Source organism: Synechococcus sp. JA-3-3Ab (genome assembly GCF_000013205.1).
Classification (GTDB): Bacteria; Cyanobacteriota; Cyanobacteriia; order Thermostichales; family Thermostichaceae; genus Thermostichus.
The window spans coordinates 2,284,799-2,310,000 of the sequence record NC_007775.1 but is presented as its reverse complement, the minus strand read 5'-3'; the positions used below and the strand labels follow the sequence as shown (position 1 = coordinate 2,310,000).

Below are 25,202 nucleotides of genomic sequence, written 5' to 3'. Positions count from 1 at the left end.
CGAGGCAAGAGCAAGGTGTTGCTGGCTTTTTACCCGGCGGACTTCTCGCCGGTGTGCACAAGCGAGATGCGCTGCTTTCGGGAGGATTGGGGAGCTTTTCGGGCGGCAGGGTGTGAGATCCTGGGCATCAGTAGCGATCCCCTCTCTCGACACGAAGCTTTTGCCGAGCAGCTTAAGCTGGAGTTTCCCCTCCTAAGCGATGTGGATAGGAAGGTGAGCCAGCTCTATGGGGTAGACAGTTTTTTGGGGACGCGGCGGGCCTATTTTGTGGTGGACAGCCAAGGGATCCTGCGCTATCAGCATGTGGAGTGGCTGCCCATCTTCAAGCGGGACAACCGCGAACTGCTGGAGGCGGTGAGGGCAGTGGGCTAGGGGCGGGATCCTTCTGGAGTGGGCAGGCGAATCTGCTGGGCTTGTCCGCTGTCTGCCAAAATAAGCGGGCTCTGGCCGAGGGGCTCGAGGATCCAGTTGCGTTGGGGCGGGATCCAACTGCCCTGGCGCGGCTGGATCTCCAGGACGAGCTGGTGGGCTTCTTGGCGCAGGCAGAAAGTGGTGGTGGCCCAATGGCCGCTTTGGTAGGCGAGGGTTTGGCCGTCGTCTTCGTAGAGGGTGAAACTGCCGTCGCCGGGATAGAGGCGGAGGTGGAGCTGGTCGCGGCGCAGGTGGGCGGTGGATTGGCAGGGAGGAGCCAGGGGAAGGATGGAGCCGCCGCGCACAAACAGGGGAAGCTGCTCCAGAGAGGCGGGGACGAGGATGGAGCCGGGGCCGCGCTGGGCTTGGCCTGTCCACCAGTCAAACCAAGTGCCTGCGGGGAGATAGACGGCGCGGCAGCGGACGCCGGGGCGGACGACGGGGGCAGCCAGAAGAGCGGATCCCAGCAGGGCTTGATCCGAGATCTCGTAGGTCTGGGGATCGTCGGGAAATTCGTAGAACAGGGGGCGCAGGATGGGGGAGCCGGTTTGGCTGGACTCCCAGAAGAGGCTGTAGAGGTAGGGCAGAAGCCGGTAGCGAAGCTGGATGGCCTGCCGAGCAATGGCTTCCACCTCAGGGCCAAAGCTCCAGGGCTCGTGGGGACGGGTGCCCAGGGCGCTGTGGCCGCGCATGAGGGGGTAGAGGATCCCCATTTGCATCCAGCGGGCAAACAGTTCAGGAGTGGCATTGCCCCCGAAGCCGCCGATGTCGGCCCCGACAAAGCTAACTCCCGACAGGCCCAGGTTGAGGAGCATGGGCAGGGACATCTCCAGGTGTTCCCAGGAGGATTGGTTGTCGCCTGTCCAGACGGCAGCCCAGCGCTGGATCCCGGCAAAGCCGGAGCGGGTGAGGACAAAGGGGCGCCGGGCAGGGTTGAGCTGTTCTAGACCCTCGCGGGAGGCGCGGGCCATGAGCAGGCCGTAGAGGTTGTGTACCTCGGCGTGGGTGGTGCGCTCCTCAGGAGGGCCTTGGGGGGCGTCGGGGGGGATATCCACGATCTGGCCGCCGTCGCCGAAGGGGCGGTCGTTGAGGGCCGGCTCGTTCATGTCGTTCCAGATGCCATCCACACCGGCTTGGGTGAGAACCCGTTGCCAGGATCCCCACCACCGCCGCACTTCGGGGCACGAGAAGTCGGGAAAGAGGACTTTGCCCGGCCAAACATAGCCGTGGAAGAGGTGGCCATCGGCGCGGCGAATGAAGAAGTCCTGGGCCAGGCCCTCGTCAAAGACGGCGTAGTCAGCTTCGGGATCGAACTTGACGCCGGGATCGACAATGGCTACCCCTCGGAAGCCGGCTTCGTGAAGCTGGGCCATGAGCTGGGCTGGTTCAGGGAAACGGCGGGGATCCCAGGTAAAGACCCGGTAGCCGCGCATGTAGTCAATATCCAGGTAGATGGCGTCGCAGGGGATCTGGCGCTGGCGAAATTGCTTGGCGACAGCCAGAACCTGGGCGGCGCTGGCGTAGCTCCAGCGACACTGCTGGTAGCCGAGGGCCCAGAGAGGAGGCAGGGTGGTTCGCCCGGTGAGCTGGGTGTAGGTCTGGAGCACCAGGGCGGGGGTGGGGCCGTAGATGAGGTAGTAGTCCAGCTCGGGGGCGCGCACTTCGATGGCCCACTGTTTAGGATCCGCCTGGCCCAGGTCGAACTGGCTCCAGTGGGTGCAGTGCAGAAAAAGGCCGTAGGAGAGGCCAGGACGTAGAACCAGGGCGAAGGGAATGGCCAGATAGAGGTTGTCGCTCTGGGCGTCGTAGCCCCAGCAGTCGCGGGTCCAGTGGCTGTAGCGCCGGCCCCGCTTGTTGAGCAGGCCAGCCCGTTCTCCCAGGCCGTAGATGCGCTCGGCGGGGTGGAGGGATTTGACCAGGCGGATGTCATCGGATCCCCAACTGAGGCCGGCGGGGAGATCGGCACAAAAGACCTGGCCTTGGGGATCGCGAAAGCTAAAGCGGAGGGGATCCCGGTCGATCTGCAGTTGCACCTGAGAGGTGGCTAGGTGAACTTGGGTGGGGCTTTCCTGCAGCTCAAAAAAAGCCGGCGGCCACTCTTCATCCGCCAGAGCCACATCCCAAGAGCGGCGGGGCAAGAACTCGCCGCTGGGGCTAAAGCGCAGCCGCAGCAGACGAGGGGTGAGCACCTGCACAGACCAGCAGCCCTGCCTGCAGAGCAATTGGATCCCTCTGGGATGGATCTGGAGTTCCTGCAGGGATCCGCAGGTTTGCCGCTGGGGTGGGCGGGCGGGGAATTGGCCGAAGATCTCTCCGGGTTCCAGCATGGGTTGGGGACAGATCGCCGCCCTCAAGGCTAACCCAAGGCCGCAAGGGAACAGGGAGCTCCCCACTCTTGTGCGCAGCCAACTTTGCTCCCATCGGTACATCTTTTTGTGAAGAGCAGCAGCAATGATCGGCTAGCTCAGACCTCAAAATCCATCGCGAAAACGAGGCGGCAATGGCCATGCGGATCCCGGCGATACCACTCCTCTCCTTGTTGCTTTTGGGAGGGGTATTTGTCCCTGCTGCCGTGGGGGCCTACCCGGTTAGCCCGGAAACGGTCATGTCCCTGCAACAGGGGGATCACGCCCAAGCTCTGCCCAGAGCCAAAAGCCAGCAGCGCTTTCGGGTGGTGACGTTGGCAAGCGGGCTGGAGCATCCCTGGGGAATGGCCTTTCTGCCGGATGGCACCATCCTGGTTACCGAACGTCCGGGCCGGCTGCGCCGAGTTACCGAGCAGGGGTTGGATCCCCAGCCCATTGCCGGGGTGCCGGAGGTGTTTGCCCGCGGCCAGGGAGGGCTGCTGGATATCGCCTTGCACCCCAACTACGCGGAGAACGGCTGGATTTACCTGTCCTATGCGGCTCCTGGGCCGGGCGGCGGGGGGACGCGGGTGGCGCGGGCCCGCCTGGGGGAGAAGGGACTCCAGGATCTGGAAGTGATCTTTGACATGGAGCGCAAGACGCCTGCCCAACAGCACTTCGGCTCCCGCCTGGCCTTTGACGAAGAAGGGTTTCTCTACATCAGCACCGGCGACCGCGGCGAGCGGGATCGGGCTCAGGATCTGGGGGATGCTGCTGGCAAGGTGTTGCGCGTTACGGATACAGGCGGGATCCCGGCGGACAATCCTTTCGTGAATCAAGCGGGGGCTTTGCCGCAAATTTTTACCTACGGCCACCGCAACATTCAGGGAATGGCCCGCCACCCCGATACAGGAGCCATTTGGACGCACGAACATGGGCCGCAAGGTGGGGACGAGATCAACATCTTGGCCCCCGGCATCAACTACGGCTGGCCCCTGATTACCCATGGTCGGGAGTACAGCGGCGAACCGGTTGGTCAAGGACTGGCGGCAGCTCCTGGATTGGCTTCGCCGCTGCTGCACTGGACCCCCTCCATTGCCCCTTCTGGCATGACTTTCTACACAGGAGAGGCTTTCCCCGAATGGCGAGGCAACCTATTCGTGGGAGCGCTGGCCGGGCAACACCTGGCGCGCTTGGTGCTGGATGGGGATCGCGTTGTGGCAGAAGAGCGCCTTCTGGAAGGGGCGGTTGGCCGTATCCGGGATGTGCGCCAAGGGCCGGATGGCTTGCTTTACCTGCTGACGGATGCCCCCAACGGATCCCTGTTGCGCTTGCAGCCAAGCTCTTGATTGGGGTTAAGCTACATGGCCCCAGCCCCGGCAGAGTTTCTAACTCCCACTGCCGCCACTACAAGAACTTGACATCTTGCTCAAGGGGGAGTGGCTCTCCTGTTTGGGAGTCCGTATGGTGACAGGCAAAGCATTCCTCTGGAGTTAGCTTAATAACCTGACCTGGAGCGGGAAGAAAGAACATCCTTAGCTCTTTGGTCGGGATCAAGACGGTTTTGCCATTTGGGGCCTTGCGCTTGTGTTTTTCGTCAGTGAAGGTCCTGACAACGCAAGATATTGGATAGTATTCGCTGGTTTGGAGCTTGGCTTCCAGAAGCGCTCTCCAGTAGGGGCTGTACCCGAAAACCCACTGACCCTTGGAAAACTTGAGATCGAATGCTTGGCTCCAAATTCTGCTGTAAAAGGTGATAATAGACGTCTTGACTTTGTAGGCTCCTGTTATCTCCTCTAAGTGAGATAAAAACTCGCCGGCAGTCAATGATTGAGGAGGGTTGGTGAAGGGACTCATGCAGCATCTCCTAGCTTTTGGTTATAGTCAGGGGAGCCCTGCATCTTCCCAGCCTACCCCGATTGAAGCACCTGCCTAAGGGCAGGGAGGAAGCTGTCTGTCCTCGTTGCCGATAAGCGGTGGCTCCCCAGCAAAGGCGGGGGAGCCTGTAGACAGAAGCAGCACCCAGCAGGAGAAGGGGGAGCTCTGTCTGCTAAAGGTCAAAACCTATGGGCGGTACAAGATTCGAACTTGTGACCCCTTCCGTGTGAAGGAAGTGCGCTACCACTGTGCTAACCGCCCTTACTCTCACTCTAGCAACTGCTAGAGCTGGACTACTATCTTACACGATTCTTACACGATCGCGCCGCCTCTGCACAGCCGGTTGGCTTGAGAAGTTGAGCTGGAGGTTTGAATCCGGCTGGAGATGGCCGGGATCCCGCTTGGGGGCTACAGTGAGGGACAGAGGCTAGGGGCACTATGGCCTACTCACCGACTGAAGAGGCAATTGCTTTGCTTATCGATTTGGCGGAACGGGGCGAGATTAACCCGTGGGATGTGCAGGTTATCGACGTCATCGATCGGTTTTTAGCCCGTATGGCTCCCACTGCCAGCAGCCATGACCTGTCGGAGTCGGGACAGGCTTTTCTCCATGCCGCTATGTTGGTCTATCTCAAGGCGATGGCGCTGTCGAAGCCGGAAGACGAAGAAAGTGAGGAGACCAACCCGGTGCAGGTGGAGGAGGATCCCTGGCTGAGTTGGTCGTCGGCCCAACTGGATCGCGTGTTGCAACCCAGGGCCGTGCCCCGCCCGAGTCGGACTCGGCCCATCACCCTCAAAGAACTAATCGGCCACCTGCAGGAGCTGGAGACCTTGCTGGAACAGCGCCTTGAGCCTGCCTCAAGGCCCCTGGCTCAACGGGTTTCTCGCAAGCAAGCGCTATCAGCAGTCGCTCAGTTGGCCCACCCAGAAAACCTCGTAGAGACCGCCGCCGAGCTGGAATCTCTGCTTGCCCAACTTTGGCAGCAGGGTCTCGCCCAAATCAGCTTTGACGACCTGCAGCAATACTTTTGCCAAGAAAGCGCTCTAAAAGGCAGTGGCGGGGCTTCCCACCCGATTCAGGTGTTCTGGTCGCTATTGCTAATGGCTTCTCGCTCGCAGGTTGAGCTTTACCAGGAGGAGTTCTACGGCCCCTTGACCATTCGTCCCTGCCGTAGGGGATCCCTCCTAGAATAGATCCTACCCAGGGATCCCTTTCTGCCGCTTTCCATGAAGACTGCGGCTCAGTCGTGGTTGCCCTCCCGCTGGCCTTCCACATCGTTTCGGGCCCGATCCGCCCGTTTGAGGTCTTCTCCGTTCAGGCGCAGGGGCAGCAAAGACTCCGCTTCGCCGTCACGGACGGCAGAGGTTTCCCGATCCAGGTAATACTCTTCAAGGCGCTCGCTGCCGGCATGCTCTTCGCTGAGGGGCTCTGTGGCGCGAGGCGAAGAGGGAGAATGCAGTAACTCAGCAGGAGGACAATCCTCGGAAATGAGCAAATCCGAGGTGCTGAGCACCCCTTTCGGGATGGAGGAAAGGCGCTGGGCAACAGCTCCGATGCTCTCCAAACGAATCATCTCCTCCCAGGAGCAAATCTCCTCTTCGTCTTCCGTTTCGTAGCGAACCAGGATGGTATCCCCTTCGATATCGAGGATCTTGGCTCGTTCCAGCCAGCGTCCCTGATCGCGCAGGTAGATCCACACATCCTTGCCTTCGCGGCTGAGTTGATAGATCCTACGATGAAGCACGGTCCCCTCCTGAGATGAAAGATCCGGGCGAACTGTTGTGGGGGTTACCCAGTTCATCCTTCCATCTTAGCTGCTGGATCCCTCCGCTGTATGCTTTTTGCGCGGCGGGATGGAGCCTTTAATCTGGTTTTAATCTGGAAGGGATCCGGAAAGGCCGTCTCTCCATGCCCCAAGCCGTTTCAGAGTACTTAATAGTAACCATAGATACGGAAAACCATGCGCATTGCCATTGTCGGGTTGGGGTTGATCGGCGGATCCCTGGCCCTCAAACTCAGCGAAGAGGGTTATCCCGTCTGGGGGATCAGCCGCAATCGGGCCACCTGTCAGGCGGTGCTGGAACGGGGAGCGCTGCAGGGCTGTGGAACCGATTTGGCTCAGTTGGCTGATTTCGATCCCCAGGTGGTGGTGATCTGCACCCCCCTGGAGCAGGTATTGGTCACGCTGGCGGCCTTGGTGCCCCATCTATCGCCGCAGACGGTGGTGAGCGATGTCGGCTCGGTGAAACAACCGATTGTTGCTCCGGCAACGGAATTGTGGCCGCTGTTTGTTGGAGGGCACCCGATGGCCGGCAAGACGTTGCAGGGCATCCAGGCGGCGGAAGCCAGCTTGTTTCTGGGGCGGCCCTATGTACTCACTCCCCTCCCCCAGACGCAGCCGCAGGCGATCGAGGCGATGAAAGAACTGGTGACAGCGGTCGGTGCAGAAGTTGTCCTGGCCGATCCGAAACGCCACGACCAGGCGGTGGCCTGGATCAGCCATTTGCCGGTCATGATCGGCGCCGGCTTGATCGCTGCTGTCGGCCAAGAGGAGGATCCCGACATTCTGGAGTTGGCTCGCACCCTGGCCAGCAGCGGGTTCCGAGATACCAGCCGTGTCGGTGGCGGGATCCCGCAGTTGGGGCTGGAGATGGCCCGTCACAACCGACAGGCGCTCCTGGCCGCCCTGCGTGGCTATCAAGTCCAGTTGGGGAAAATAGAGCGGCTGATCGAAGGCGAACGGTGGGAGGAGCTGCTACAGATGCTGCAACGAACCCGCCAAGAATGGCAACAGTTCCGGGTCAATCAAATACCGTCCTGAGGGGCTACCTGTAGCTGCCGTAGGGGATCGCTGGCTCGACTTTGCCACTGCTCATTAGTGCCTTGTCTTCCTTCGCAGAGATTTCTAGGGTAGGAAACATATAGAGTAGGTCGACTAGCGATCAAGGCCTGTGAGCACCCTCCTTGCTGAAGATGACACCCTTTACCGCCAACATGTGCACAGCCTGCTGATGCAGCATCTGCCTCAGTTTGGCCCGGTGTACATGGCCTCCAACGGCAGAGAGGCATTGGAGCTCTACCGTCAGCACCGTCCCAACTTCCTGTTGTTGGACATCCGCATGCCCGAGATGAGCGGGATCGAGGTGGCTCGACAAGTTTGGTCGGAGCAACCCAGTACGCGCATCATCTTTTGGTCCCACTTTGCCGATGAGGTTTATGTGCGGGAACTGCACAAGATCGTGCCGCCGCAAACTGTCTACGGCTATCTCCTGAAGAATTGCTCCGACGAAAAATTGGTCAGTGCCATCCAGGCCGTGGTGCAGGATGAGCAATGCGTGATCGATCGGGAGGTGCGGGGGGTCGATTCCCGTTCGCAAAACAAAATTACCGGCCTCAGCGATGCTGAGTACGAGGTGTTGATCGATATTGCCCTCGGCCTCACCGATCAAGCTATTGCCGCACGGCGGTTTTTGTCGCGGCGAGGGGTGACCAATCGTCTGCGCAATCTCTACGACAAGCTTGAGGTGAGCAACGACCAAATTGAGAGCGAGGAGTGGGGCACAACTTTTAGCTTGCGGGCCCGCGCCATTCGCCTTGCCTTCAAGCGGGGTCTGATCAACGCCCAACTCCTGGATGAGGAGGAGGTGCACTTGGATCACTGGCTCAGCCGCTACCGCCTAGAGCCTTTGGATTAGTATCCAACCGGGTAAAAAGGAGGGGCTTGCTCGGATGCCTCCAGAGGCTTGGCTTTGCTCTGCCCCTGCCCAGAAGCCGTGCTGGGGAGGGCAATTGGCACCTCGATCATCCGCTCCGGTACCAGAGGCACCATGTCGGAGCGATCGGCGATTTCCCGCAAGGAATTGGCGATGGACTCTTGGGTGAGGAGAAACTGTCGTTCGTTGCGCTGCATCTGCTGCCACACTTGGTAGCGCTGGCTCCATCGGCTTTGGGTATGCACCGTCCAACTGTACACACTCAGCACTGACAACCCCGAGACGATGGCCATGCCCGTGGAGATCTGCTTCCACCAGATCAGGTGCTCTCTCCAGGCGGGATCCCGGCTATGGGGATAGGCTGATTTCGAGGGTTGGGGGCGACGGGTTCTGACTTTGCCGGCGGGGAGGGGCGGGGTAGTCCTTAGATGGGAACGAGGGGCCAAGGTCGCGGTTTTGCGCTGGACAGGGAGAAAACTGCGGCCACGGCTCGCGTTCAAAGGCTGGCTGACCATAGGGGTTTGCACCTCACCCACACCAAGAAATTGCTGCCAACTGGGCCCCACTCTATCCGATCTCCACGCACCTCAGAGGGCCTCCAGGGGGGCAGGGCGGCAACTTAGCTGCTGCGGGCAGCCACTCGCAGTTTGGCGGAGCGGGCGCGGGAATTGCGTTGCTGCTCCAGCTCGGAAGGGCACAGGGGTTTGGGGGTGAGCACCTGCCAGCGGGGATCCGTACGAAAGGCCCATTTCACCAGGCGATCTTCCAGGCTATGAAAGCTGATCACGGCCAACCTGCCGCCGGGTTTTAGCCAATTGGGAGCCTGGGCCAGCAGGGTTTCCAGGGCTTCCAGTTCTCGGTTCACGGCAATGCGCAGGGCCTGAAAGATCCGCGTGGCCGGGTGGATGCGGCCCCGTCTTGCCGCCGGCGGCACCGCCTGCCAGACTACGTGGGCCAGTTGGGTGGTGGTGAAAAGGGGGCGGGAGCGTTCGATGTGGTGGGCGATGCGGCGGGCAAAGCGCTCCTCGCCATAGCGAACGAAAATGTCGATCAAGTCCTCGACGGGGCGGCGGTTGACCCAGTCGGCAGCCGTTTCCTGATCGGCAGTGGGATCCATGCGCATATCGAGCGGCCCCTCGGCGCGAAAGCTAAAGCCCCGCTCGGGGCAGTCCAGTTGGGGCGAGCTCACCCCGAGGTCGGCTACGATGCCATCGAAAGGGATCCCCTGCCCTCGCTCATCCCGAAAGCCGTGCCGCTGCAGGTCGAAATCGGCAAAGTTGAGGTGCCAGAGTTGGAGGCGATTGCCGGGGATCCCGGCTGCGGCCAGACGCGCCTGGGCCGCCTGCAGAGCCGTCGGATCGCGATCCAGCCCCACCACGCGATCCGCTCCCCTCTGCAGCAGCGCCAAGCTGTGCCCACCGCCTCCCAACGTCACGTCCAAAAACGCGCCGCCCTGCTGGGGTTGCAGGTAGGCCACCACTGCCTCCGTCAAAACGGACTCGTGGTGGTACAGAAGCATTTCCCCAAGCTCAGCTCTTGCCAAGTCCATAGGCGCAGGGGGTGGCTTTGATTCTTTCCCCGCTCCTAGCTTTACCTATTGCAGGATCGGTAGACAACTCTAGTACCATCAAACGCTAGCATTCACAACGTAAGGGCTTGCAAAAAAAAGGCCGAGGCCAGGCCCCGACCGAGGAATCCATGTTGTTAAGCTCATCCTCGAGGATAGGGTCGGCTGCCGTCAAAAGACGGGCTGTCTTCCAGTGGTTCAGGATCATCTGGGTGCAAGGCCGACCGCCGGCAAGAGCAGGGCAGGTTCCAGCCTAACGTATGATTAAGACTGCTCTTGCCTTTGTCTGTTCTTTAGTTTGGTGTTACGGCTGCTGTGCTGACCACCGCTTCTTCTGCCGACATCCTGACGCTCTCGCCCGCCCGCGGCCTGCGCGGTCAAGTGAGCATTCCAGGCGATAAGTCCATCTCCCACCGCGCCCTGATGCTGGGATCCCTGGCGGAAGGGGAAACCGTCATTCACGGCCTGTCGTTGGGGGAGGATCCCCGCAGTACGGCAGCCTGTTTTCGGGCCCTGGGGGCCGATATCCCAGAGCTCAACAGCGAGTGCGTCCGCATCCAGGGGGTGGGCTTGGATCGCCTGCAGGAGCCGGCAGAGGTGTTGGATGCCGGCAATTCCGGCACCACCCTGCGCCTGATGTTGGGGATCCTGGCTGGCCAGGCGGGTCGCTTTTTTGCTGTCACTGGGGATCGCTCCCTGCGCTCGCGGCCCATGGGACGGGTGGTGGAGCCGCTGCGGCAGATGGGGGCCAACATCTGGGGACGGGCCGGGGGCAACCTGGCACCTCTGGCTGTGCAGGGGGGATCCCTAAAGGGGATCCACTACCACTCGCCCGTGGCCTCGGCCCAGGTAAAGTCCTGCCTGCTGCTGGCGGGCCTGTTGGCAGAAGGCACTACTCAGGTTACAGAGCCGGCCCTTTCCCGCGACCACTCGGAGCGGATGTTGCGGGCCTTTGGCGCCGAGATCTCTGTCGATGTGGCGGCAAAAACCGTGGCGGTGGTGGGGGGATCCCGCCTAGTGGGCCAGACGGTGCAGGTGCCAGGGGACATCAGCTCGGCAGCCTTCTGGCTGGTGGCCGCCTCGATTGTGCCCGAGAGCGAATTGCTGCTACAGGATGTGGGTCTCAACCCCACGCGCACCGGTGTGCTGCAGGTGTTGCAGGAGATGGGGGCCGATATTCAGGTTGAGAAGCGGCGGGAGGTGGCCGGCGAGCCTCTGGGGGATCTGCGCGTGCGCTCGGCCCGTTTGCGGGGTTGCAGCATTGCCGGCGATCTCATTCCCACCCTCATCGATGAGATCCCGGTTTTGGCGGTGGCGGCAGCCTTTGCCGAGGGGACTACGGTCATTCGCGATGCGGCGGAATTGCGGGTTAAAGAGAGCGACCGTTTGGCGGCCATCGCCCAGGAACTCAGCCGGATGGGGGCCCAGGTCACCGAATATCCCGACGGCCTGGAAATCAAAGGGGGGATCCCTCTGCAGGGGGCCGAGGTGGATAGCCACGCCGACCACCGCATCGCCATGAGCTTGATGGTAGCTGCCCTGGCCGCCCAGGGATCCACCACCCTTCGAGGGGCCGACTGTGCCCGCATCTCCTACCCCGACTTCATTCCCACCCTGCAGCGGCTGATCAACCCTTCGTCCGCCTCCTAGCCAGCCAAGAGCCAACCTTTGCCAATGTCAGACCAGCCCATCGCCATCGAGCACCTCTGCTTCCGCGTTCCTCCCGGTGGCCAGAGGGCCTTTATCCTACAAGACGAGCAGGTTTGGGGGCCAGCCCTGCGCCAACAGCCGGGCTTTTTGGGCAAAGAAGTCTGGCTGGATGTAGAGGATCGCGAACTTGTCCACCTCATCCTCCGCTGGGCCAGCCGCGCCGCCTGGAAAGCTTTCCCCCCGGAGCAGGCGGAAGCCTTGGATCGGCAGATGCAGCCCTTCTACGTGCGCCTGGAGCAGGCCAAAGAATACCAGCTCTGGCAGCCCGGCCTGCCAGCAGAGGAAGCGGCCAACTAGGAAGCCTCAAAGCCCACCTCGGCAGCCGTTGAGTCGGCCCTAGTGGATGCTGCCGCCCGCTCCTGCTCCACCAACTCCCGCAGGCTGGGCATGGTTACCGCCAGAGCCCCTTCGCGCCGTTTGAGACCCGCCTCAAAGGTCTCGGGGGTCACGATCCCGCCGGAGATGAGCATCTTAAAAGCATCCTCCACCGGCATGAACACCTCCACCACCTGGTCTTCCGGCACGATGGCGTACCAGCCGGTGGTTGGGTTGGGCGTGGTGGGCACGAACAGGCTGAGGGAGCGCTGCGGCCCATCCGGTCGAATGGGAGTTTGAATGACGCCCGTTACAAAAGCTAACGCCCAAACCCCAGGCCGAGGATATTCCACCAGCACCACCCGTCGAAAGCGCTGGTTGTTGGGGGCAAACAAAACGCTAACCAATTGCTTCAGGGTTTTGTAGACCAGCCCCGCTATCGGGATGGCGTGGAGCAACTGCTCGCTTAGGTTGAGCAGCCACTGGCCAACAATGTTGCGGGCCATGAAGCCAATCAACAAAATGAGCAGGATTGGCGTCAGCAAGCCCACCGCCAGATCGATGAGGTTGATCAAAATCGGGTGCAGCCCCTGGATGGGATTAAACTGCTTGGGAATGCTGGTCAAAAAGCCAATGCTCCAGGTGGCCACTTCCACCGTCAGCCAAATGGTGGTTGCCAACGGGATCACCACCAGCAACCCCGCCACGAAGTAGTTCTTGAGATGCTGCTTCCACTGGGAAATCATGGTGAGATCGTTCCGTCGAGTCAAACAAGTGGACGCACCGAGCCGATGCAAGTGGAGCTTGCAGATGGCAACCATGATACCTGCCTTCTGCATCTCTCTCATGGGCATCAGCTGCAACTTGCCTGGAGAGAGGTTGGAGCTGCTCCAAAGCGCAAAGCCCCAAACTCGGCTGAGCTGATATTGTTATCTTAGGTCGATATAAAATTTTGTAAAGGCAGGGATCCCTCCTAGAGGCTTTGTGGTCAAGCCGTAGGATGCTCCCTCATCTCTGCCGGATGTCGTGTGGGAGGCCCTATGTCAGAGTCGGATTGGTTAGAGCACACCTGTCAGGTGGAGGTCCCGGTTCCTATCGAGCAGGTGTGGGAGCTGTGGGCCAACCTCGCCCTCATGCCGCGCTGGATGAAGTGGATCCGCTCGGTGGAGCTGCTGGATCAGGAGCTGTCGCGGTGGACACTGGATACGCGCGGCCTCACCTTCAGTTGGATCTCCCGCACCCATACGGTGGTGAAGCATCAGCACATCGGCTGGCAATCGGTGGAGGGGCTTCCCAATCGGGGGGCACTGCGGTTTTACGATCGCAAGGGCAGTACTATTGTCAAGCTGTCGGTGGCCTACAAGATCCCGGGGCTCCTCGGCAAAATCTTGGACGGCCTGTTTGTGGGCAAAGTGGTGGAGAGCACGATTCAAGCGGACTTGGAGCGCTTCAAAGCCTATGCTTTGGAGCAGGCAGGGCGGGCCGCCGACAATGCCTCCGCTGGCTAGCCTCGATCTTGCTGCCGTTTTCTGCTGCCCAGTGAACCGTTGCCAATCTTCGTTGCCCAAGGTCTGCTTCATGTCCGATCCCTCCCTCGAGCCTGTCATCACCTTTTCTCATCAACCGGTGGACAACCGCAACATTCGCTTCTCCCTGGAGCGGCAAGATCTGGATCTGGATCAGCTCCTGGTGTTGTTGAACCGCAACGCCTTTTGGGCCCAAAATCGCCGGCGGGAAGAGATGGAGCGGGCCATCGCCCACAGCCACCCGGTGGTCAGCGCCTGGGACGGGGAGCGCCTGATTGGCTTTGGCCGCGCCACCTCCGATGGGGTTTACCGGGCCGTCCTCTGGGACATCGTGGTCGATCACGAGTATCGACGGCAGGGCATCGGGCGCAAGCTGGTGGAAACCCTGATCAGCCATCCCCACCTGCAGTCGGTGGAGCGCATCTACCTGTTTACCACCCATCAGCGCGGCTTTTACGAGCGCATTGGCTTTGTGGAAAACCCCAGCACCACGCTGGTTTTGCACGGGCGTCCGCTGGATTTTTTGATCCCGGCTGCCGAACAGGAGCAGGTCTGACCAACAGGGATCCCTGGGGCAAGGGGAGGCGTAGGTCAGTGTATCTTGAACAACAGTGGGTTGGCTCCGCCTTGGGAAGAGGACGCGCTAGCCTGAAGCAAAAAGGGTGAGAGGGTGTACCTATGGCCAATCGCCTCGCCACGTGTTCCAGCCTTTACCTGCGCAAGCACGCCGAGAATCCGGTGGATTGGTGGCCTTGGATCCCGGAGGCCCTGGAGAAAGCCCGGGCCGAGGACAAGCCGATTTTTCTGTCCATCGGCTACTCCAGTTGTCACTGGTGCACCGTCATGGAGGGGGAAGCCTTCTCCGACCCGGAGATCGCCGCCTTCCTCAATGCCCATTTTTTGCCCATCAAGGTGGATCGCGAGGAGCGGCCTGATCTAGACAGCATCTACATGCAGGCGCTGCAGCTCATGAGCGGGCAGGGGGGGTGGCCCCTCAATGTCTTCCTCACGCCCGACGACCTGGTGCCGTTCTACGCGGGCACCTATTTTCCGGTGGAGCCTCGCTTTGGCCGGCCGGGGTTTCTGACCGTACTGCAGCGCATCCTGCAGTTTTACCGCCAGGAAAAAGACAAAATCGAGGACATGAAGGGCCAAATCTTGGCGGCCCTGACCACCCTCAGCGACCTGGTGCCGGAAGACCATATTCCCCCTGACCTGTTGCGCTCCGGGATCCCCAAAATCCAACCCTTGCTGGCCAACGCCGGGGCAGTGCAGCAGTTTCCCATGATGCCCTACGCCCAGTTGGTGTTGCGCTCGGCCCGCTTCGACCCGCCAGAAGGGATCCCCGGCTCGCCGACGGCGCTAGAACGGGCCAAGGAGCGAGGGATGGCCTTGGTGTTAGGAGGGATCTTCGACCATGTGGCCGGCGGGTTTCACCGCTACACCGTGGATCCCACCTGGACGGTGCCCCACTTTGAAAAAATGCTCTACGACAACGGCCAGATCTTGGAGTTTCTCTCCGAGCTGTGGGCCCACGGGATCCAGGATGCGGCCATCGAGCGGGCGGTGCGCCTGACGGTGGAATGGGTGGCGCGGGAGATGACAGCTCCTGCTGGGTATTTCTATGCGGCCCAGGATGCCGATAGTTTTGCCCGGCGAGAAGATGCGGAGCCCGAGGAGGGGGAGTTCTATGTCTGGCGCTGGCAGGAGCTGCAAGATTTGCTCGATGAAGAAACCTTCCGCGCTCTGCAGCAGGCTTTCTTCCTGTTGCCAGGGGGCAATTTCCCCGACCGGCCCGGCTGTATCGTCCTACAGCGCAGGCAAGGAGGGGAGCTGCCGCCGGAAGTGGAAACGGCTTTGACGACCCATTTGTTTCGAGCTCGCTACGGCTCCACCGAGCGGAGAACCCCCTTCCCGCTCGCAGTAGATGCCCAATCGGCCCGCCGGCAATCTTGGCCAGGACGCATTCCGCCGGTCACCGACACCAAGATGATCGTCTCCTGGAACGGCCTGATGATCTCCGGCCTGGCGCGGGCCTACCAGGTGTTTGGCGAGGAGGACTATCTGCGGTTGGCCCTGCGGGCCGCCCAATTCATCCTCAGCCAGCAGCGCCACCCCCAGACGGGATCCCTGCTGCGGTTGAACTACGATGGCACAGCCCAGGTACCTGCCCAATCGGAAGATTACGCTCTGCTGATCAAGGCCCTGTTGGATTTGCACCAGGCCTGCCTGCCGCGGACAGGCGATCCCAGCTCCCAGTACTGGCTGGAGGCCGCCATTCGGCTGCAGCAGGAGATGGACACGCGACTGTGGGATGAGGCCAGGGGGGGATACTTTGTCAGCGACGCCCAGAGCACCCCGGAGCTGCTGGTGCGGGAGAAGGAGTTTCAGGACAACGCCACCCCCGCAGCCAATGGGGTGGCTGTTGCTAACCTGGTGCGCCTGGCCGCCATCACCGGAGATCTGGACTACCTGGAACGGGCAGAACAGGCCCTGAAAACCTTTGCCCACATCATGAGCACCCAGCCGCGGGTCTGCCCCAGTTTGTTCGTCGGGCTGGATTGGTACAACAACTGGGTAAAGGCAACCCTAGAAGCGGAGCACATTGCTGCGCTGCAACAGCGCTCTTGGCCCACCACCGTCTTTGCCCTGCCCACCGCAGCCGAGCCGTTGCCGGCAGGAGCTGTGGGGTTGGTGTGCTGGGGCAGCAAGTGTCTGGCCCCCGCCGCTTCTCTTGAGCAAATCCAGTCGCAGATCGGCAAAGGGCAAAACCGAGCCTACTGACATTGGCTCATCCTCTTCCAGAAGAACTCGGGATCCCGCCCCGAGAATCTACTGGCTGGCCAGCTCAGCTTTCCCCGGGATTTTCCACCCCATAGAACTCAATGCGGTAGCTCTGGATGCGAGTGCCTGTCTTCTGCTCTACCTGGGCCAGCAGCTCCGGCGGCAGCTCCACATCTACGTCCAGGATGCGGTTGCTATCCAGGCAGTTGACATGGCTGTGAGGATGGGTACGATTGCCGTAGCGGCGCCCATCGGCGCGATCTAGGCACTCGATGATGTTGTGGCTGGCCAGAGCCTCCAGATTTTGATAGACGGATGTGTGGCCAATGGGCTTGCCCTGCCGATTGAGGCGGTCGTAGATCTCTCTGGCAGAAAGGTGCTCGCCGCATTGCCACAGCAGTTCCAAAATATAGCGACGCTGCCGGCTGAGGCGCAGATTGCACTCCCGGCATCGCTCCAAAGCAGCTTCCAAAGAATCCACAGGGCGAGGCATGGGCAAACCTCAAGTCATACCGAGTCTGAGATAGCTGGTTACTCATTCACACTAGTTTAACATTCCTAAATCGAAGTTTCCAAAGGCTGATCTCCAGATCTCCGTCGGGCATCGACCTGTCCAGGCAGTGTGCGGAGGAAAGGGCGCCAACGGGAGCGCGTCAATTATCAGTTATTTTCTTCAGTTATTTACAATACGATATCGCCTATCTACGAATATCGCTGGGGTGTTGAGGAGAAGCGGGATGCGGCGGCGCCAAATGATCTTAGGCCTGTTGGGATTGGCCGGCAGCAGTGGATTGGTGGGGGCCTATTGGGCCAGTCGGCAGCGCCCTGCTTCTGTGCCTCTATCCGCAGAGATGGGATCCCCTGCTTCCCCGCCTCCTACCCCTCGGCCTACGCCCACAGTTGTCCCCCATCCGGAAGCTCCCCGGGGCCTTTACATCCCAGCCCGCCGCGATCTGCGCCTGATGGTGATCAGCGACCTGAATGGCATCTACGGCTCGGTGGACTACGACCCGGAGGTGGATCGGGCCATCCGCCTCATCCCCTATTTCCAGCCGGATATCGTCTTGGGGGGAGGGGACATGGTGGCTGGCCAAGATCCCCGCCTGTCGGAGGAGCGCATCCGCGCCATGTGGGCAGCCTTTGACCGGCATGTGGCCGGCCCGCTTCGTGCTGCCAAACTGCCCTACGGCTTCACGCTGGGCAACCACGATGCGTCCTGTGCCCGCAGCACGCGCGGGGGCTTTCTCTTCCAAAAAGAACGGGATCTGGCCCGCGAGTTTTGGAACGACCCGGCCCACGATCCCGGTTTGAATTTTGTGGATCGAGGCGACTTTCCCTTTTATTACACCTTCGAAAAAGACGGGGTGTTTTACTTAGTTTGGGATGCCACCTGCAACTACATCCCGCCGGAACAGATGGCCTGGGCAGAAGCGGCGCTGGCCAGCGAACGAGCCCAGAAGGCCAAGTTGCGCATCGTCATCGGTCACCTACCTCTCTATGCGATTACCGTCGGACGCGACGATCCGGGAGAGGTGCTGCTGGAGGCAGACGCCAAACGGGCCCTGCTGGAGAAATATCGCGTCCACACTTACATCAGCGGCCACCACCACGGCTACTACCCCGGCCACAAGGGGCAACTGCAACTGCTCCATTGCGGCATCCTCGGCTCCGGCCCCCGCCCCCTCCTGAATAGCCCCCTGCCCCCCCGCAAGACCCTTACCCTCATCGATGTGGACTTCGACGCTCCGGAGGTTACCTACTACACCACCTACCACATGCGGGATCTGAGCGTGATCGACCAAGCCGAACTGCCCCGCTTCATCACCGGCCACAACGGCCTGGTGCTGCGCCGCGATGTTAACTGGGATAACCTCACCCCCGAAGAAATCGCCACCTGCCAAGCTCGTATTGGATCCCTGTGCCGCGACGACTGACTCTTAAGCTCAGGAGCGTTGCATCTCGGCAAAAGACTGATAGCTCCTCTGCGGATGGTAGAGATGGCGCTGCTGCACAATGTCCTGTATCGACACCTGGGAGAAGTGCCGCTTGTGCAGATGGGATCCCCGCCTGCGCTGGGCCAGGCACAAGTGTAGGAGGGGATGGACAAGGCCATAGAAGTCGTCGTCTTGGCAGCCCCGAGCGGCAAGGAGTGGGCCTCGAAGTGGCTTGCAGATGTGATATCATCAATTTCCAACCCTTGGGCAGATGCGCAGCCGCATCTTCAGCGAGGGCTGTTAACTCAGAGGTAGAGTACCACCTTGACACGGTGGGAGCCGCTGGTTCGATTCCAGCACAGCCCATTGTCAGAGGATCCCAAAGACTGATACATTCACGCTGAACTCTCCTGAACATGGTTCAGGAAAGAAGCGATCGCATCCTGCCTATCTCTGAGCAGGAAGGCGGTATCCCGCAAAGCCCTGAGGAATACCCCCCGAGCGCTTTCCCCCTTCACTTCCCGGCAACCGTTGCGGTGGACTCAAGGATCAGGGGGAAACTTGGTCTACTATATCCCTCTCAATGACTTTTGCCAAACCGCCTAAAGCTCAGTAAATTCAGCAAAGTTCAGGGTTTTGGGGGTTAGAGGCATGCTCTGCCAAAGTTCGAAAAGGCCTTGTCCGGCAAACCCTCTCGGCTTTCAGGGATCCCGACAATTCCCTGCAACCTGCGAAAATCCAGGGGGGGACGGGCTCCTCTCTGCAGCGGCTGTTTTGGAGGGCTGGAGCGTTGGTCTGGGGTTACGGCCAATTTCTTCGGATCCCGGCCAGGGATCCCTATACTGGAGTAGGAGCCCTGGAAGGCGCCGGCGTGGCAAGGGTAGCATTAGGTCAAACTGCGAGAGGGGGAAACGACCGATGGGATTGTTCGATCGGGTCAGCCGGATCATCAGAGCCAACCTCAACGCGCTGATCAGCAGTGCCGAAGATCCGGAGAAAATCCTGAACCAAACCATTCAGGACATGTCTGAGGATCACTACCAAATGCGGCAGGCAGTTGCCCAGGCCATTGCTGCCCAGAAGCGGATCGAGCGGCAGTACGAGCAGGCGCAGCAGAACGTCGACGAGTGGCAAAGGCGCGCCGAGTTGGCCCTGCGCAACAACAACGAGGCCCTGGCCCGCGAAGCGCTGGTGCGCAAGAAAACCTTTGCCGAAACCGCCCAGAGCCTGAAGCGGCAGTTGGATGAGCAGACCAAACAGGTGGAAGTCTTGAAGGCCAACATGACCAAGCTGGAGAGCAAGATCGCCGAGGCCAAGACCAAAAAGGATATGCTCATCGCGCGGGCTCGGGCGGCCAAAGCTTCCCAACAAATTAACCAGGTTATCGGACGGGTGGACGCCACCAGTGCCTTCGCGGCTTTCGAGCGTATGGAAGAGAAGGTAAACGCCCTGGAAGCTCAGTCGGCGGCCGTGGCCGAGCTGGCGGTGGACAACTTGGAGCGACAGTTTGCCGCTTTGGAAGCAGGTGGCTCGGACATCGATCACGAGCTGATGATGCTGAAAGCGGCGATGGGGGGCCAATTGCCCGCCGGAGAGCAGAAAGCTCTGCCGAGAGATCAATCTGCTGCCACCAGCGAGAGCGAGGTAGATGTAGAGCTAGAAAATCTACGCCGCGAAATCGACCGGCTTTGAACGAATGGGAGGTAGCGTCTTCTTGAGAGTGTCTCCTCTGGGCTCAGGGGCGTTGGGGTATGCTAAGCAGGGGGACACAGAGTGGTAAGCTAGCCCAGAAGAGCTCTTGGCCTGCCTCTGGTGGGGTTAGGGTAGCCTTCTGCGTTTTTGCGAGAGAAACAAACAGCGATGACCACAGCGAGTATCAAACCTCTGCTGGACGCCAAGCAACTGTTGCAGGCTTATGCGTCTGGCCGGCGGGATTTTTCTGGAACCAACCTGAGCGGAGCCCAGTTGAGCGGCGCGAACTTGAGGGGCATTGTCCTGCGGGATGCCGACTTAAGTGGGGCGGATTTGCGCGAGGGGGATCTGTCGGGCGCAGATCTCTCAGGGGCCGACCTGCGCGGAGCCAAACTGCGGCGGGTGAACCTCATTGGGGCCAAGCTGGTCAAGGCCGATCTGCGGGGGGCCAACCTCTACCGGGCCAAGTTGCTCAGGGCCGACCTTAGCGAGGCCGATCTCAGCCGCGCCGATTTGCGAATTGGCGCCGATCTGCGGGGAGCCATCATCACCAACACCCGTTTTCGCGGCGCCCTCTACGATGAGTACACCAAGTTTCCGGAGGGGTTCAACCCCACCGAGATGGGCATGTAATCCCAGGCTTTCTAGGGAACCAGCTCCTGCCACAGTTGGGCTGCATCGGCGGCAGCCGCCACAAAGGGCGGGTTGTGCAGATCAGGCTTGTTGTAGCGCAAGGGATCCCCTTTTAGATCGGTGACGCTTCCCCCGGCTTGCTCGACGATGCAGTGGGCAGCAGCAGTATCCCACTCCATGGTTGGGTCGAAGCGGGGGTAGAGATGGGCGGATCCCTCGGCCACAAGGCAGAGTTTCAGGGCGCTGCCCACCGACTTCACCTCGAGGGAACCGTAGCGCCGCCGCAGCCGCTCGAGAAATTGCTCCGTCTCCGGGCCGCGGTGGGAGCGGCTGGCCACCACTTGCAGAGGGGCCTGGGCGGGCGGGCGGGCCCGGATGGGCTGATCTCCTCTATAGGCCCCCAGCCTTTGCACAGCCCTGTAGGTAAGGCCGAGAGCGGGGGCATGGACGACGCCTAAGATGGGGATCCCTGCCTCGACGAGGGCGATGTTCACGGTGAACTGGCCGCTGCGCCCGATAAACTCGCGCGTGCCGTCCAAGGGATCCACCAGCCAGAACTGCCGCCACTGTTGCCGCTCCGGATACGGGATCCCGCCGGATTCTTCCGAGAGCACGGGGAGGCCGGGGGTCAGATCTTGCAGGCCCCGCAGGATCAAGTGGTGGGCGGCCAGATCGGCTTCGGTGAGGGGGGAGGAGTCGGCCTTGTCCCTGACCCGGATCTGATCTTGCCGATAGATCTCCAAAATGGCCTGCCCGGCTGTTTCCGCAAGGCGGCTGACATGGGGCAGGAGATCGGCCAGATCCTGCATGGGCAAACTCTCCAGGTTTAGCGACGCACCGGAATGCCGTGGGCGGCCAGATCGGCTTTGATCTGGGCAATTGTCAACTGGCCGTAGTGGAGCAGCGAGGCCAACAGGGCTGCTTCTGCTCCCCCCTCTTGCAGAGCCTGGCGGATGTGAGCACATTCCCCTGCCCCCCCTGAGGCGATCACCGGCACCGCCACCGCCTCGGCCACGCGGCGGGTCAGCTCCAAGTCGTAGCCCGCTTGGGTGCCGTCGGCGTCCATGCTGGTCAACAAGATCTCCCCCGCCCCCCGCTCGGCCACGGTTTTGGCCCACTCCACCGCGTCCAGGCCCGTCGGCTCCCTCCCCCCGCGCACGTACACTTCCCAACCGCCACCCTGAGGTTTGGCACGGGCGTCGATGGCCACCACGATGCACTGGGATCCAAACCGACGGCTGGCCTGGGTGACCAGATCCGGATCCCGGACTGCCGCCGAATTGAGGCTCACCTTGTCGGCCCCGGCCCGCAACAGTTGCCGGATCCCTTCCAGATCGCGGATCCCACCTCCCACCGTGAGGGGGATAAACACCTGCTCCGCCGTGCGCCGCACCACCTCCAGCAAGATTTCCCGCTCTTCGTGAGTGGCGGTGATGTCTAGAAAAACCAGCTCGTCAGCTCCCGCCTGGTCGTAGGCCTGGGCCAGCTCCACCGGATCCCCGGCATCGCGCAACTGCACAAACCGGATCCCTTTGACCACCCGCCCCGCCGCCACATCCAGGCAGGGAATGATCCGCTTGGCCAACATCGCCTTCTCCTCCGCTGGCGCGATGGCCTAGCCAAAGGTGATGACTAAGAAAGGCTCCTGAAACTTGGCCCCGGTTACCTGCCGGCCTGCCAAGCTGGGGGGCAAGAACAAGTTGCGCCGCTGATCCCCGGCGGTGATGGTCAGTTCCGGCCCCGACTGGCTCAGCTCGATCTGGGCCTTGCTGAAGCCGGGAATAAACAGCTTGACGGTACGGGCTCCCTCGTCGATGGCCACCGGCGGCGGCACCTGCGGCACCGCGAAAATCCCTCCTACCGCCTCTTCCAAAGCCGACCAATCGGATCCCTGGCGCCGCGGCAGGATGCGCACAGGCAGCGGAGAAAAATCGGCAGCCGACACTTCCCCAGGAACCAGCGGCATGACCCAGAGGCCACCCACCGTCAGCCCCACCATCTGGGCGCTGCCCCAGAGGTAGCGGGCAGTCTGCACGGCCATCGGATCCGGGGTGGTTACCAGGTGGGCCAACACGCGACGAGGATCGGCGATGGCCTGGCGTCCCTCCTCGAAAATGTTGGTCATCCCCCCCAGCCGATTCGACAGATCCTCTAAAGACGAGAACTCCACTGTGCTGACCGATCGCAGCAGGGGCTCGACGAAAGGGCGCAGGGTTTTGGCCAAGTCGGAGCCCAAAAAAGCTTTAGAAGCCCGCCGCCAGTACCAACTGGCCACCTCCGGGATCCCAAAAGCCCGCAAGGTGGTCAGATCCCCCGGCCCATCGTAGAGAATACAGTCGTACTGGCCGCTGGCATCGTAGCGACGCAGGGCTTCCAGAGCCAGGGCCTGATCCATCCCCGGCAACACCCCCAGCTCCTGGCCGTAGATCTCCCGGAAAAAGGGAGTGCGCACGTATTGGGCTTCCAGCTCCTTGGCCGCCGTCCAGTGTTGCTCCAGGAGCTGAGTTGTGCGCAACTGCACCACACTTAAATTGGCGGCAATGGTTACCGGCTCGCCGGAAAGCGGGATCCCGCCCAAGAGCATCTCCAGCCCCGACCCCGGCTGATGGCCCACCAACAGCACCCGCCGCCCCTGCTGGGCTGCTGCCCGGGCCGCTGCCACGGCCAGGGTGCTCCGGCCTGTGCCCCCTTTGCCCAAGAAGGTAAGGATCTGGCTCATTCCCGCTCTCCAGACTCTCCGTAGATGTCGATGTACAGCGATTGCCCCGCCAACTGAGCTGCCGCCATCATTACCTGCCGAATGGCCTGCAGGGTGCGCCCGCCTCGCCCCAACACCCGCCCGCGATCCTTGGGGTCAAAAGCCAGCCGCAGCCATACCTTGCGCCCGCCACAAGTGGTTTCCACATCCATTTGCGGCGGGCCACCGCTGAGCAACGGCTCGATCAGGAGATGGACAAGGGCCTCGTAATCCGGCATGGGGAGCTAGACGACAGGGAAGAACAACTGCCGAGCCAAGCTTAACCGAAAGCGTAGCCGACCCTAGGCCTCAACCTGAGGCTTTTCCTCCTCAGGCTCCGGCTCCTGGGAGTTCGGTTCCGCTGCCGCCCCAGCCGGCTCGACTTCCCCCGGTTGCCCTGCCATCTCGGCAGAGGCCTCGCAAACAGCGGCAGGCTCCTCTGTGGACGGCGCCGGATCAGGGATCCCAGCCTCCGGCTTGGCGATAGCCGGGATGCGAATCGCGGCAACCACTCCGCCCTCGCCGGCTTTGAGCATCTCGTAGATGCCGGCCTTCCTGAGGAGGCTGTCCACCGTATCTGTAGGCTGAGCGCCACAACGCAACCACTTGAGCAGGCCTGCCGTCTCCAGAACCGTCTCCTTGGTGCGCGGGTTGTAGTAGCCCAACTCCTCCAGCGGACGACCCTCGCGGCGGGCCTTACTTTCGATGGCGACGATGCGATAAGTGGGTTGCCGTCTTTTTCCGTAGCGCTTGAGCCGCAATTTAACCATGGGGTGTCTGCTCCTCGGGGGTGCTCCGCAAGCTGTAAAGGGTTACCAAGAGAAAAAAAGATGAAGCAAGCCAAGTTGCCGCCCCTTCCCACATCCCAGCGGAAGTCTTGGCGGCTAGCTATGACACAGGCCCTCTATTGTAATCGATTTTTCCTCGGCTGAAAAAGGGTCGAATCGACACCAGGTGGCATCTTCGTGGCAAAGTTGAAGAGGAAACCCAAGCTCAGCAGCAACCCCTATGGTCAACTACGCCGACTTGACAGATGAGCAGCGCCAGCTCTACCTCAAAGCCTTGATCGCGGTGGCCCGCGTGGACGGCCAGTTGGACGAAGAGGAGAGCAACTTTTTCCTGCAAATTGCAGAAGGGATGGGCGTCGAAAAACAGGTGGCCCAAAGCTATCTGGCCGACGAGACAGGCGCAACCCTAGACCTCAGCCGGATCCCTCCTCTACACAATGCAGCCGGAGCCTTGATCCTGAGAGATTTGGCGGCGATGGCGGTGGTCAACAACAAGCTAGCGGAAAAAGAAGAGGCCCTGATTTTCGAGATCGGCAAAGCCATGCAGTTCAGCCAGGAGGAGATCAACGAGTTCTTGGACTGGGCCTTCATGGGCCTGCAATGGCAACTGAAAAGCGCCGCTCTGCTGGAGCGCTACGCTGCCGACGGCAACAGCTAGCCTTGGCTTGAGCAAAGCCCAGCCCACCCCCATGGGAAAGGCTTGTATCCACTAGCTGATGTAGCGATCCAGGGCCCGCTGCAGCTCTTCCAGTTCCACCTCGATGTTGCCACTTTCGATGGCGTGGCGGATGCAGTGACGGATGTGATCGTCAAGAATAAGGCGCGCCACCCGATCCAGTGCCCCCTTGACAGCGGCAATCTGCAGCAGCACATCCGGACAGGGCTGATCCTGCTCGATCATGGAGCGGATCCCGCGCACATGCCCCTCGATGCGAGCCAGACGATGGATCAGCTTGCGCCGCGACTGCGGGTCATGGTGGTGAGGCTGGGCTCGCCCCGATAGAGGTGGCCGCTCCAGTGCAAGCTCCCACTCCTCCTCCCAATCGGGTTCTGCAGGGAGGGGGGGGACAGAGCCGGTTGGCACTGGGGGAACGGGATCCGACATAAAAAAGCAGAGGACTGTTTGCATGATACCGCTCGCTTTTCCCCGAGAACGTTGGGGTGCTCT

Annotated in this window: 26 protein-coding genes, 2 tRNA genes and 1 pseudogene (1 of these 29 cut by a window edge); 15 read left to right on the top strand and 14 right to left on the bottom strand. The window is 61.2% G+C overall.

All coding sequences use genetic code 11. The annotated features are described in order from the left end of the window. Positions 1-372, top strand: partial view of a peroxiredoxin family protein gene (locus tag CYA_RS10840; RefSeq protein ID WP_011431112.1) — the 3' portion only. It extends 96 nt beyond the left edge of the window; the window shows 372 of its 468 coding nt (coding positions 97-468); its start codon lies beyond the left edge, outside the window; it ends in the stop codon at positions 370-372. On the opposite strand, the gene CYA_RS10835 is transcribed toward CYA_RS10840, so the two are convergent. Then, positions 369-2,738 (bottom strand): glycoside hydrolase family 31 protein, encoded by a 2,370-nt coding sequence (locus CYA_RS10835; protein WP_228375288.1) that lies wholly within the window; start codon positions 2,736-2,738, stop codon positions 369-371. The genes CYA_RS10840 and CYA_RS10835 overlap by 4 nt on opposite strands. Positions 2,739-2,911: 173 nt before the next feature. On the opposite strand from CYA_RS10835, the gene CYA_RS10830 reads away from it, so the two are divergent. Then, positions 2,912-4,105 carry a PQQ-dependent sugar dehydrogenase gene (locus CYA_RS10830; RefSeq protein ID WP_228375286.1) on the top strand — a complete coding sequence of 398 codons (1,194 nt, stop codon included), beginning with the start codon at positions 2,912-2,914 and terminating at the stop codon, positions 4,103-4,105. Positions 4,106-4,163: 58 nt separating this feature from the next. Here CYA_RS10830 and CYA_RS10825 read toward each other — a convergent pair whose 3' ends face one another. Beyond that, a complete protein-coding gene (locus CYA_RS10825) occupies positions 4,164-4,613 on the bottom strand; it encodes a hypothetical protein (protein WP_041438520.1) in 450 nt (149 codons plus the stop codon). Positions 4,614-4,823: 210 nt separating this feature from the next. Next, positions 4,824-4,895: transfer RNA gene (locus tag CYA_RS10820), tRNA-Val, on the bottom strand. Positions 4,896-5,072: 177 nt separating this feature from the next. Between CYA_RS10820 and CYA_RS10815 the strand changes: the two genes are divergently transcribed. Further along, positions 5,073-5,828, top strand: coding sequence for a segregation/condensation protein A (locus CYA_RS10815; RefSeq protein WP_011431109.1), 756 nt, complete (start codon positions 5,073-5,075; stop codon positions 5,826-5,828). Positions 5,829-6,085: 257 nt separating this feature from the next. On the opposite strand, the pseudogene CYA_RS15390 reads toward CYA_RS10815, so the two are convergent. Continuing rightward, positions 6,086-6,379: pseudogene (locus CYA_RS15390) on the bottom strand (DUF6679 family protein); the annotation flags it as partial. A gap of 216 nt (positions 6,380-6,595) precedes the next feature. Here CYA_RS15390 and CYA_RS10805 point away from each other — a divergent pair. Together CYA_RS10805 and CYA_RS10800 are read left to right on the top strand one after the other, a co-directional pair. Continuing rightward, entirely contained in the window at positions 6,596-7,456 is an 861-nt protein-coding gene (locus tag CYA_RS10805; protein ID WP_011431107.1) for a prephenate/arogenate dehydrogenase, read from the top strand. A 130-nt stretch (positions 7,457-7,586) separates the two neighbouring features. Then, positions 7,587-8,330: a response regulator transcription factor gene (locus CYA_RS10800; RefSeq protein ID WP_011431106.1), complete on the top strand. Its 744-nt coding sequence runs from the start codon at positions 7,587-7,589 to the stop codon at positions 8,328-8,330. On the opposite strand, the gene CYA_RS10795 is transcribed toward CYA_RS10800, so the two are convergent. Together CYA_RS10795 and rsmH are read right to left on the bottom strand one after the other, a co-directional pair. Further along, positions 8,327-8,863, bottom strand: a complete 537-nt coding sequence (locus CYA_RS10795; RefSeq protein ID WP_011431105.1) for a hypothetical protein — start codon at positions 8,861-8,863, stop codon at positions 8,327-8,329. The two genes, CYA_RS10800 and CYA_RS10795, sit on opposite strands and share 4 nt — an antisense overlap. Positions 8,864-8,967: 104 nt before the next feature. Then, complete coding sequence (gene rsmH, locus CYA_RS10790; RefSeq protein ID WP_011431104.1) at positions 8,968-9,897, bottom strand: 16S rRNA (cytosine(1402)-N(4))-methyltransferase RsmH; 930 nt, start codon at positions 9,895-9,897, stop codon at positions 8,968-8,970. A 333-nt stretch (positions 9,898-10,230) separates the two neighbouring features. Here rsmH and aroA point away from each other — a divergent pair, with 333 nt between their 5' ends. Together aroA and CYA_RS10780 are read left to right on the top strand one after the other, a co-directional pair. Beyond that, positions 10,231-11,565 (top strand): 3-phosphoshikimate 1-carboxyvinyltransferase, encoded by a 1,335-nt coding sequence (gene aroA, locus CYA_RS10785; protein WP_011431103.1) that lies wholly within the window; start codon positions 10,231-10,233, stop codon positions 11,563-11,565. Between the two features lie 24 nt (positions 11,566-11,589). After that, positions 11,590-11,922 (top strand): TIGR03792 family protein, encoded by a 333-nt coding sequence (locus CYA_RS10780; RefSeq protein WP_011431102.1) that lies wholly within the window; start codon positions 11,590-11,592, stop codon positions 11,920-11,922. Here CYA_RS10780 and CYA_RS10775 read toward each other — a convergent pair. After that, complete coding sequence (locus CYA_RS10775; RefSeq protein WP_168173335.1) at positions 11,919-12,686, bottom strand: DUF502 domain-containing protein; 768 nt, start codon at positions 12,684-12,686, stop codon at positions 11,919-11,921. The genes CYA_RS10780 and CYA_RS10775 overlap by 4 nt on opposite strands. 294 nt (positions 12,687-12,980) lie before the next feature. Here CYA_RS10775 and CYA_RS10770 point away from each other — a divergent pair, with 294 nt between their 5' ends. From CYA_RS10770 to CYA_RS10760, 3 genes are all read left to right on the top strand, one after another. Next, complete coding sequence (locus CYA_RS10770; RefSeq protein ID WP_011431100.1) at positions 12,981-13,448, top strand: SRPBCC family protein; 468 nt, start codon at positions 12,981-12,983, stop codon at positions 13,446-13,448. 70 nt (positions 13,449-13,518) lie between these two features. Beyond that, positions 13,519-14,022, top strand: coding sequence for a GNAT family N-acetyltransferase (locus tag CYA_RS10765; protein ID WP_099813335.1), 504 nt, complete (start codon positions 13,519-13,521; stop codon positions 14,020-14,022). A gap of 122 nt (positions 14,023-14,144) precedes the next feature. Further along, positions 14,145-16,250: a thioredoxin domain-containing protein gene (locus tag CYA_RS10760; protein ID WP_011431098.1), complete on the top strand. Its 2,106-nt coding sequence runs from the start codon at positions 14,145-14,147 to the stop codon at positions 16,248-16,250. Between the two features lie 64 nt (positions 16,251-16,314). Here the strand turns inward: CYA_RS10760 and CYA_RS10755 are convergent, their stop codons facing one another. Further along, positions 16,315-16,743 carry a Fur family transcriptional regulator gene (locus CYA_RS10755; protein WP_011431097.1) on the bottom strand — a complete coding sequence of 143 codons (429 nt, stop codon included), beginning with the start codon at positions 16,741-16,743 and terminating at the stop codon, positions 16,315-16,317. Between the two features lie 244 nt (positions 16,744-16,987). Between CYA_RS10755 and CYA_RS10750 the strand changes: the two genes are divergently transcribed. The 4 genes from CYA_RS10750 (at position 16,988) to CYA_RS10735 (ending at position 20,509) form a co-directional block, all read left to right on the top strand. Further along, positions 16,988-18,184: a metallophosphoesterase family protein gene (locus CYA_RS10750; protein ID WP_011431096.1), complete on the top strand. Its 1,197-nt coding sequence runs from the start codon at positions 16,988-16,990 to the stop codon at positions 18,182-18,184. Between the two features lie 294 nt (positions 18,185-18,478). Continuing rightward, positions 18,479-18,550: transfer RNA gene (locus CYA_RS10745), tRNA-Val, on the top strand. A 552-nt stretch (positions 18,551-19,102) separates the two neighbouring features. Next, positions 19,103-19,876, top strand: a complete 774-nt coding sequence (locus CYA_RS10740) for a PspA/IM30 family protein (RefSeq protein ID WP_011431094.1) — start codon at positions 19,103-19,105, stop codon at positions 19,874-19,876. Between the two features lie 168 nt (positions 19,877-20,044). Continuing rightward, complete coding sequence (locus tag CYA_RS10735; protein WP_011431093.1) at positions 20,045-20,509, top strand: pentapeptide repeat-containing protein; 465 nt, start codon at positions 20,045-20,047, stop codon at positions 20,507-20,509. Between the two features lie 11 nt (positions 20,510-20,520). Here CYA_RS10735 and cysQ read toward each other — a convergent pair whose 3' ends face one another. From cysQ to rpsP, 5 genes are all read right to left on the bottom strand, one after another. Beyond that, the gene (gene cysQ / locus CYA_RS10730; protein WP_011431092.1) at positions 20,521-21,318 is read right to left on the bottom strand and encodes a 3'(2'),5'-bisphosphate nucleotidase CysQ; all 798 of its coding nucleotides are present in this window, start codon (positions 21,316-21,318) and stop codon (positions 20,521-20,523) included. Between the two features lie 17 nt (positions 21,319-21,335). Next, entirely contained in the window at positions 21,336-22,097 is a 762-nt protein-coding gene (gene hisF, locus CYA_RS10725; RefSeq protein ID WP_011431091.1) for an imidazole glycerol phosphate synthase subunit HisF, read from the bottom strand. A gap of 27 nt (positions 22,098-22,124) precedes the next feature. Then, positions 22,125-23,228: a Get3/ArsA fold putative tail anchor-mediating ATPase NosAFP gene (locus tag CYA_RS10720; protein ID WP_011431090.1), complete on the bottom strand. Its 1,104-nt coding sequence runs from the start codon at positions 23,226-23,228 to the stop codon at positions 22,125-22,127. Next, positions 23,225-23,485, bottom strand: a complete 261-nt coding sequence (locus tag CYA_RS10715; RefSeq protein WP_011431089.1) for a KH domain-containing protein — start codon at positions 23,483-23,485, stop codon at positions 23,225-23,227. The genes CYA_RS10720 and CYA_RS10715 overlap by 4 nt, the downstream gene beginning before the upstream one ends. A gap of 63 nt (positions 23,486-23,548) precedes the next feature. After that, positions 23,549-24,016 carry a 30S ribosomal protein S16 gene (rpsP, locus tag CYA_RS10710; protein WP_011431088.1) on the bottom strand — a complete coding sequence of 156 codons (468 nt, stop codon included), beginning with the start codon at positions 24,014-24,016 and terminating at the stop codon, positions 23,549-23,551. A 238-nt stretch (positions 24,017-24,254) separates the two neighbouring features. Here rpsP and CYA_RS10705 point away from each other — a divergent pair, with 238 nt between their 5' ends. Continuing rightward, positions 24,255-24,692: a TerB family tellurite resistance protein gene (locus tag CYA_RS10705; RefSeq protein WP_011431087.1), complete on the top strand. Its 438-nt coding sequence runs from the start codon at positions 24,255-24,257 to the stop codon at positions 24,690-24,692. 51 nt (positions 24,693-24,743) lie between these two features. On the opposite strand, the gene CYA_RS10700 is transcribed toward CYA_RS10705, so the two are convergent. Beyond that, entirely contained in the window at positions 24,744-25,163 is a 420-nt protein-coding gene (locus CYA_RS10700) for a metal-sensing transcriptional repressor (protein ID WP_228375284.1), read from the bottom strand. Positions 25,164-25,202: the final 39 nt, after the last annotated feature.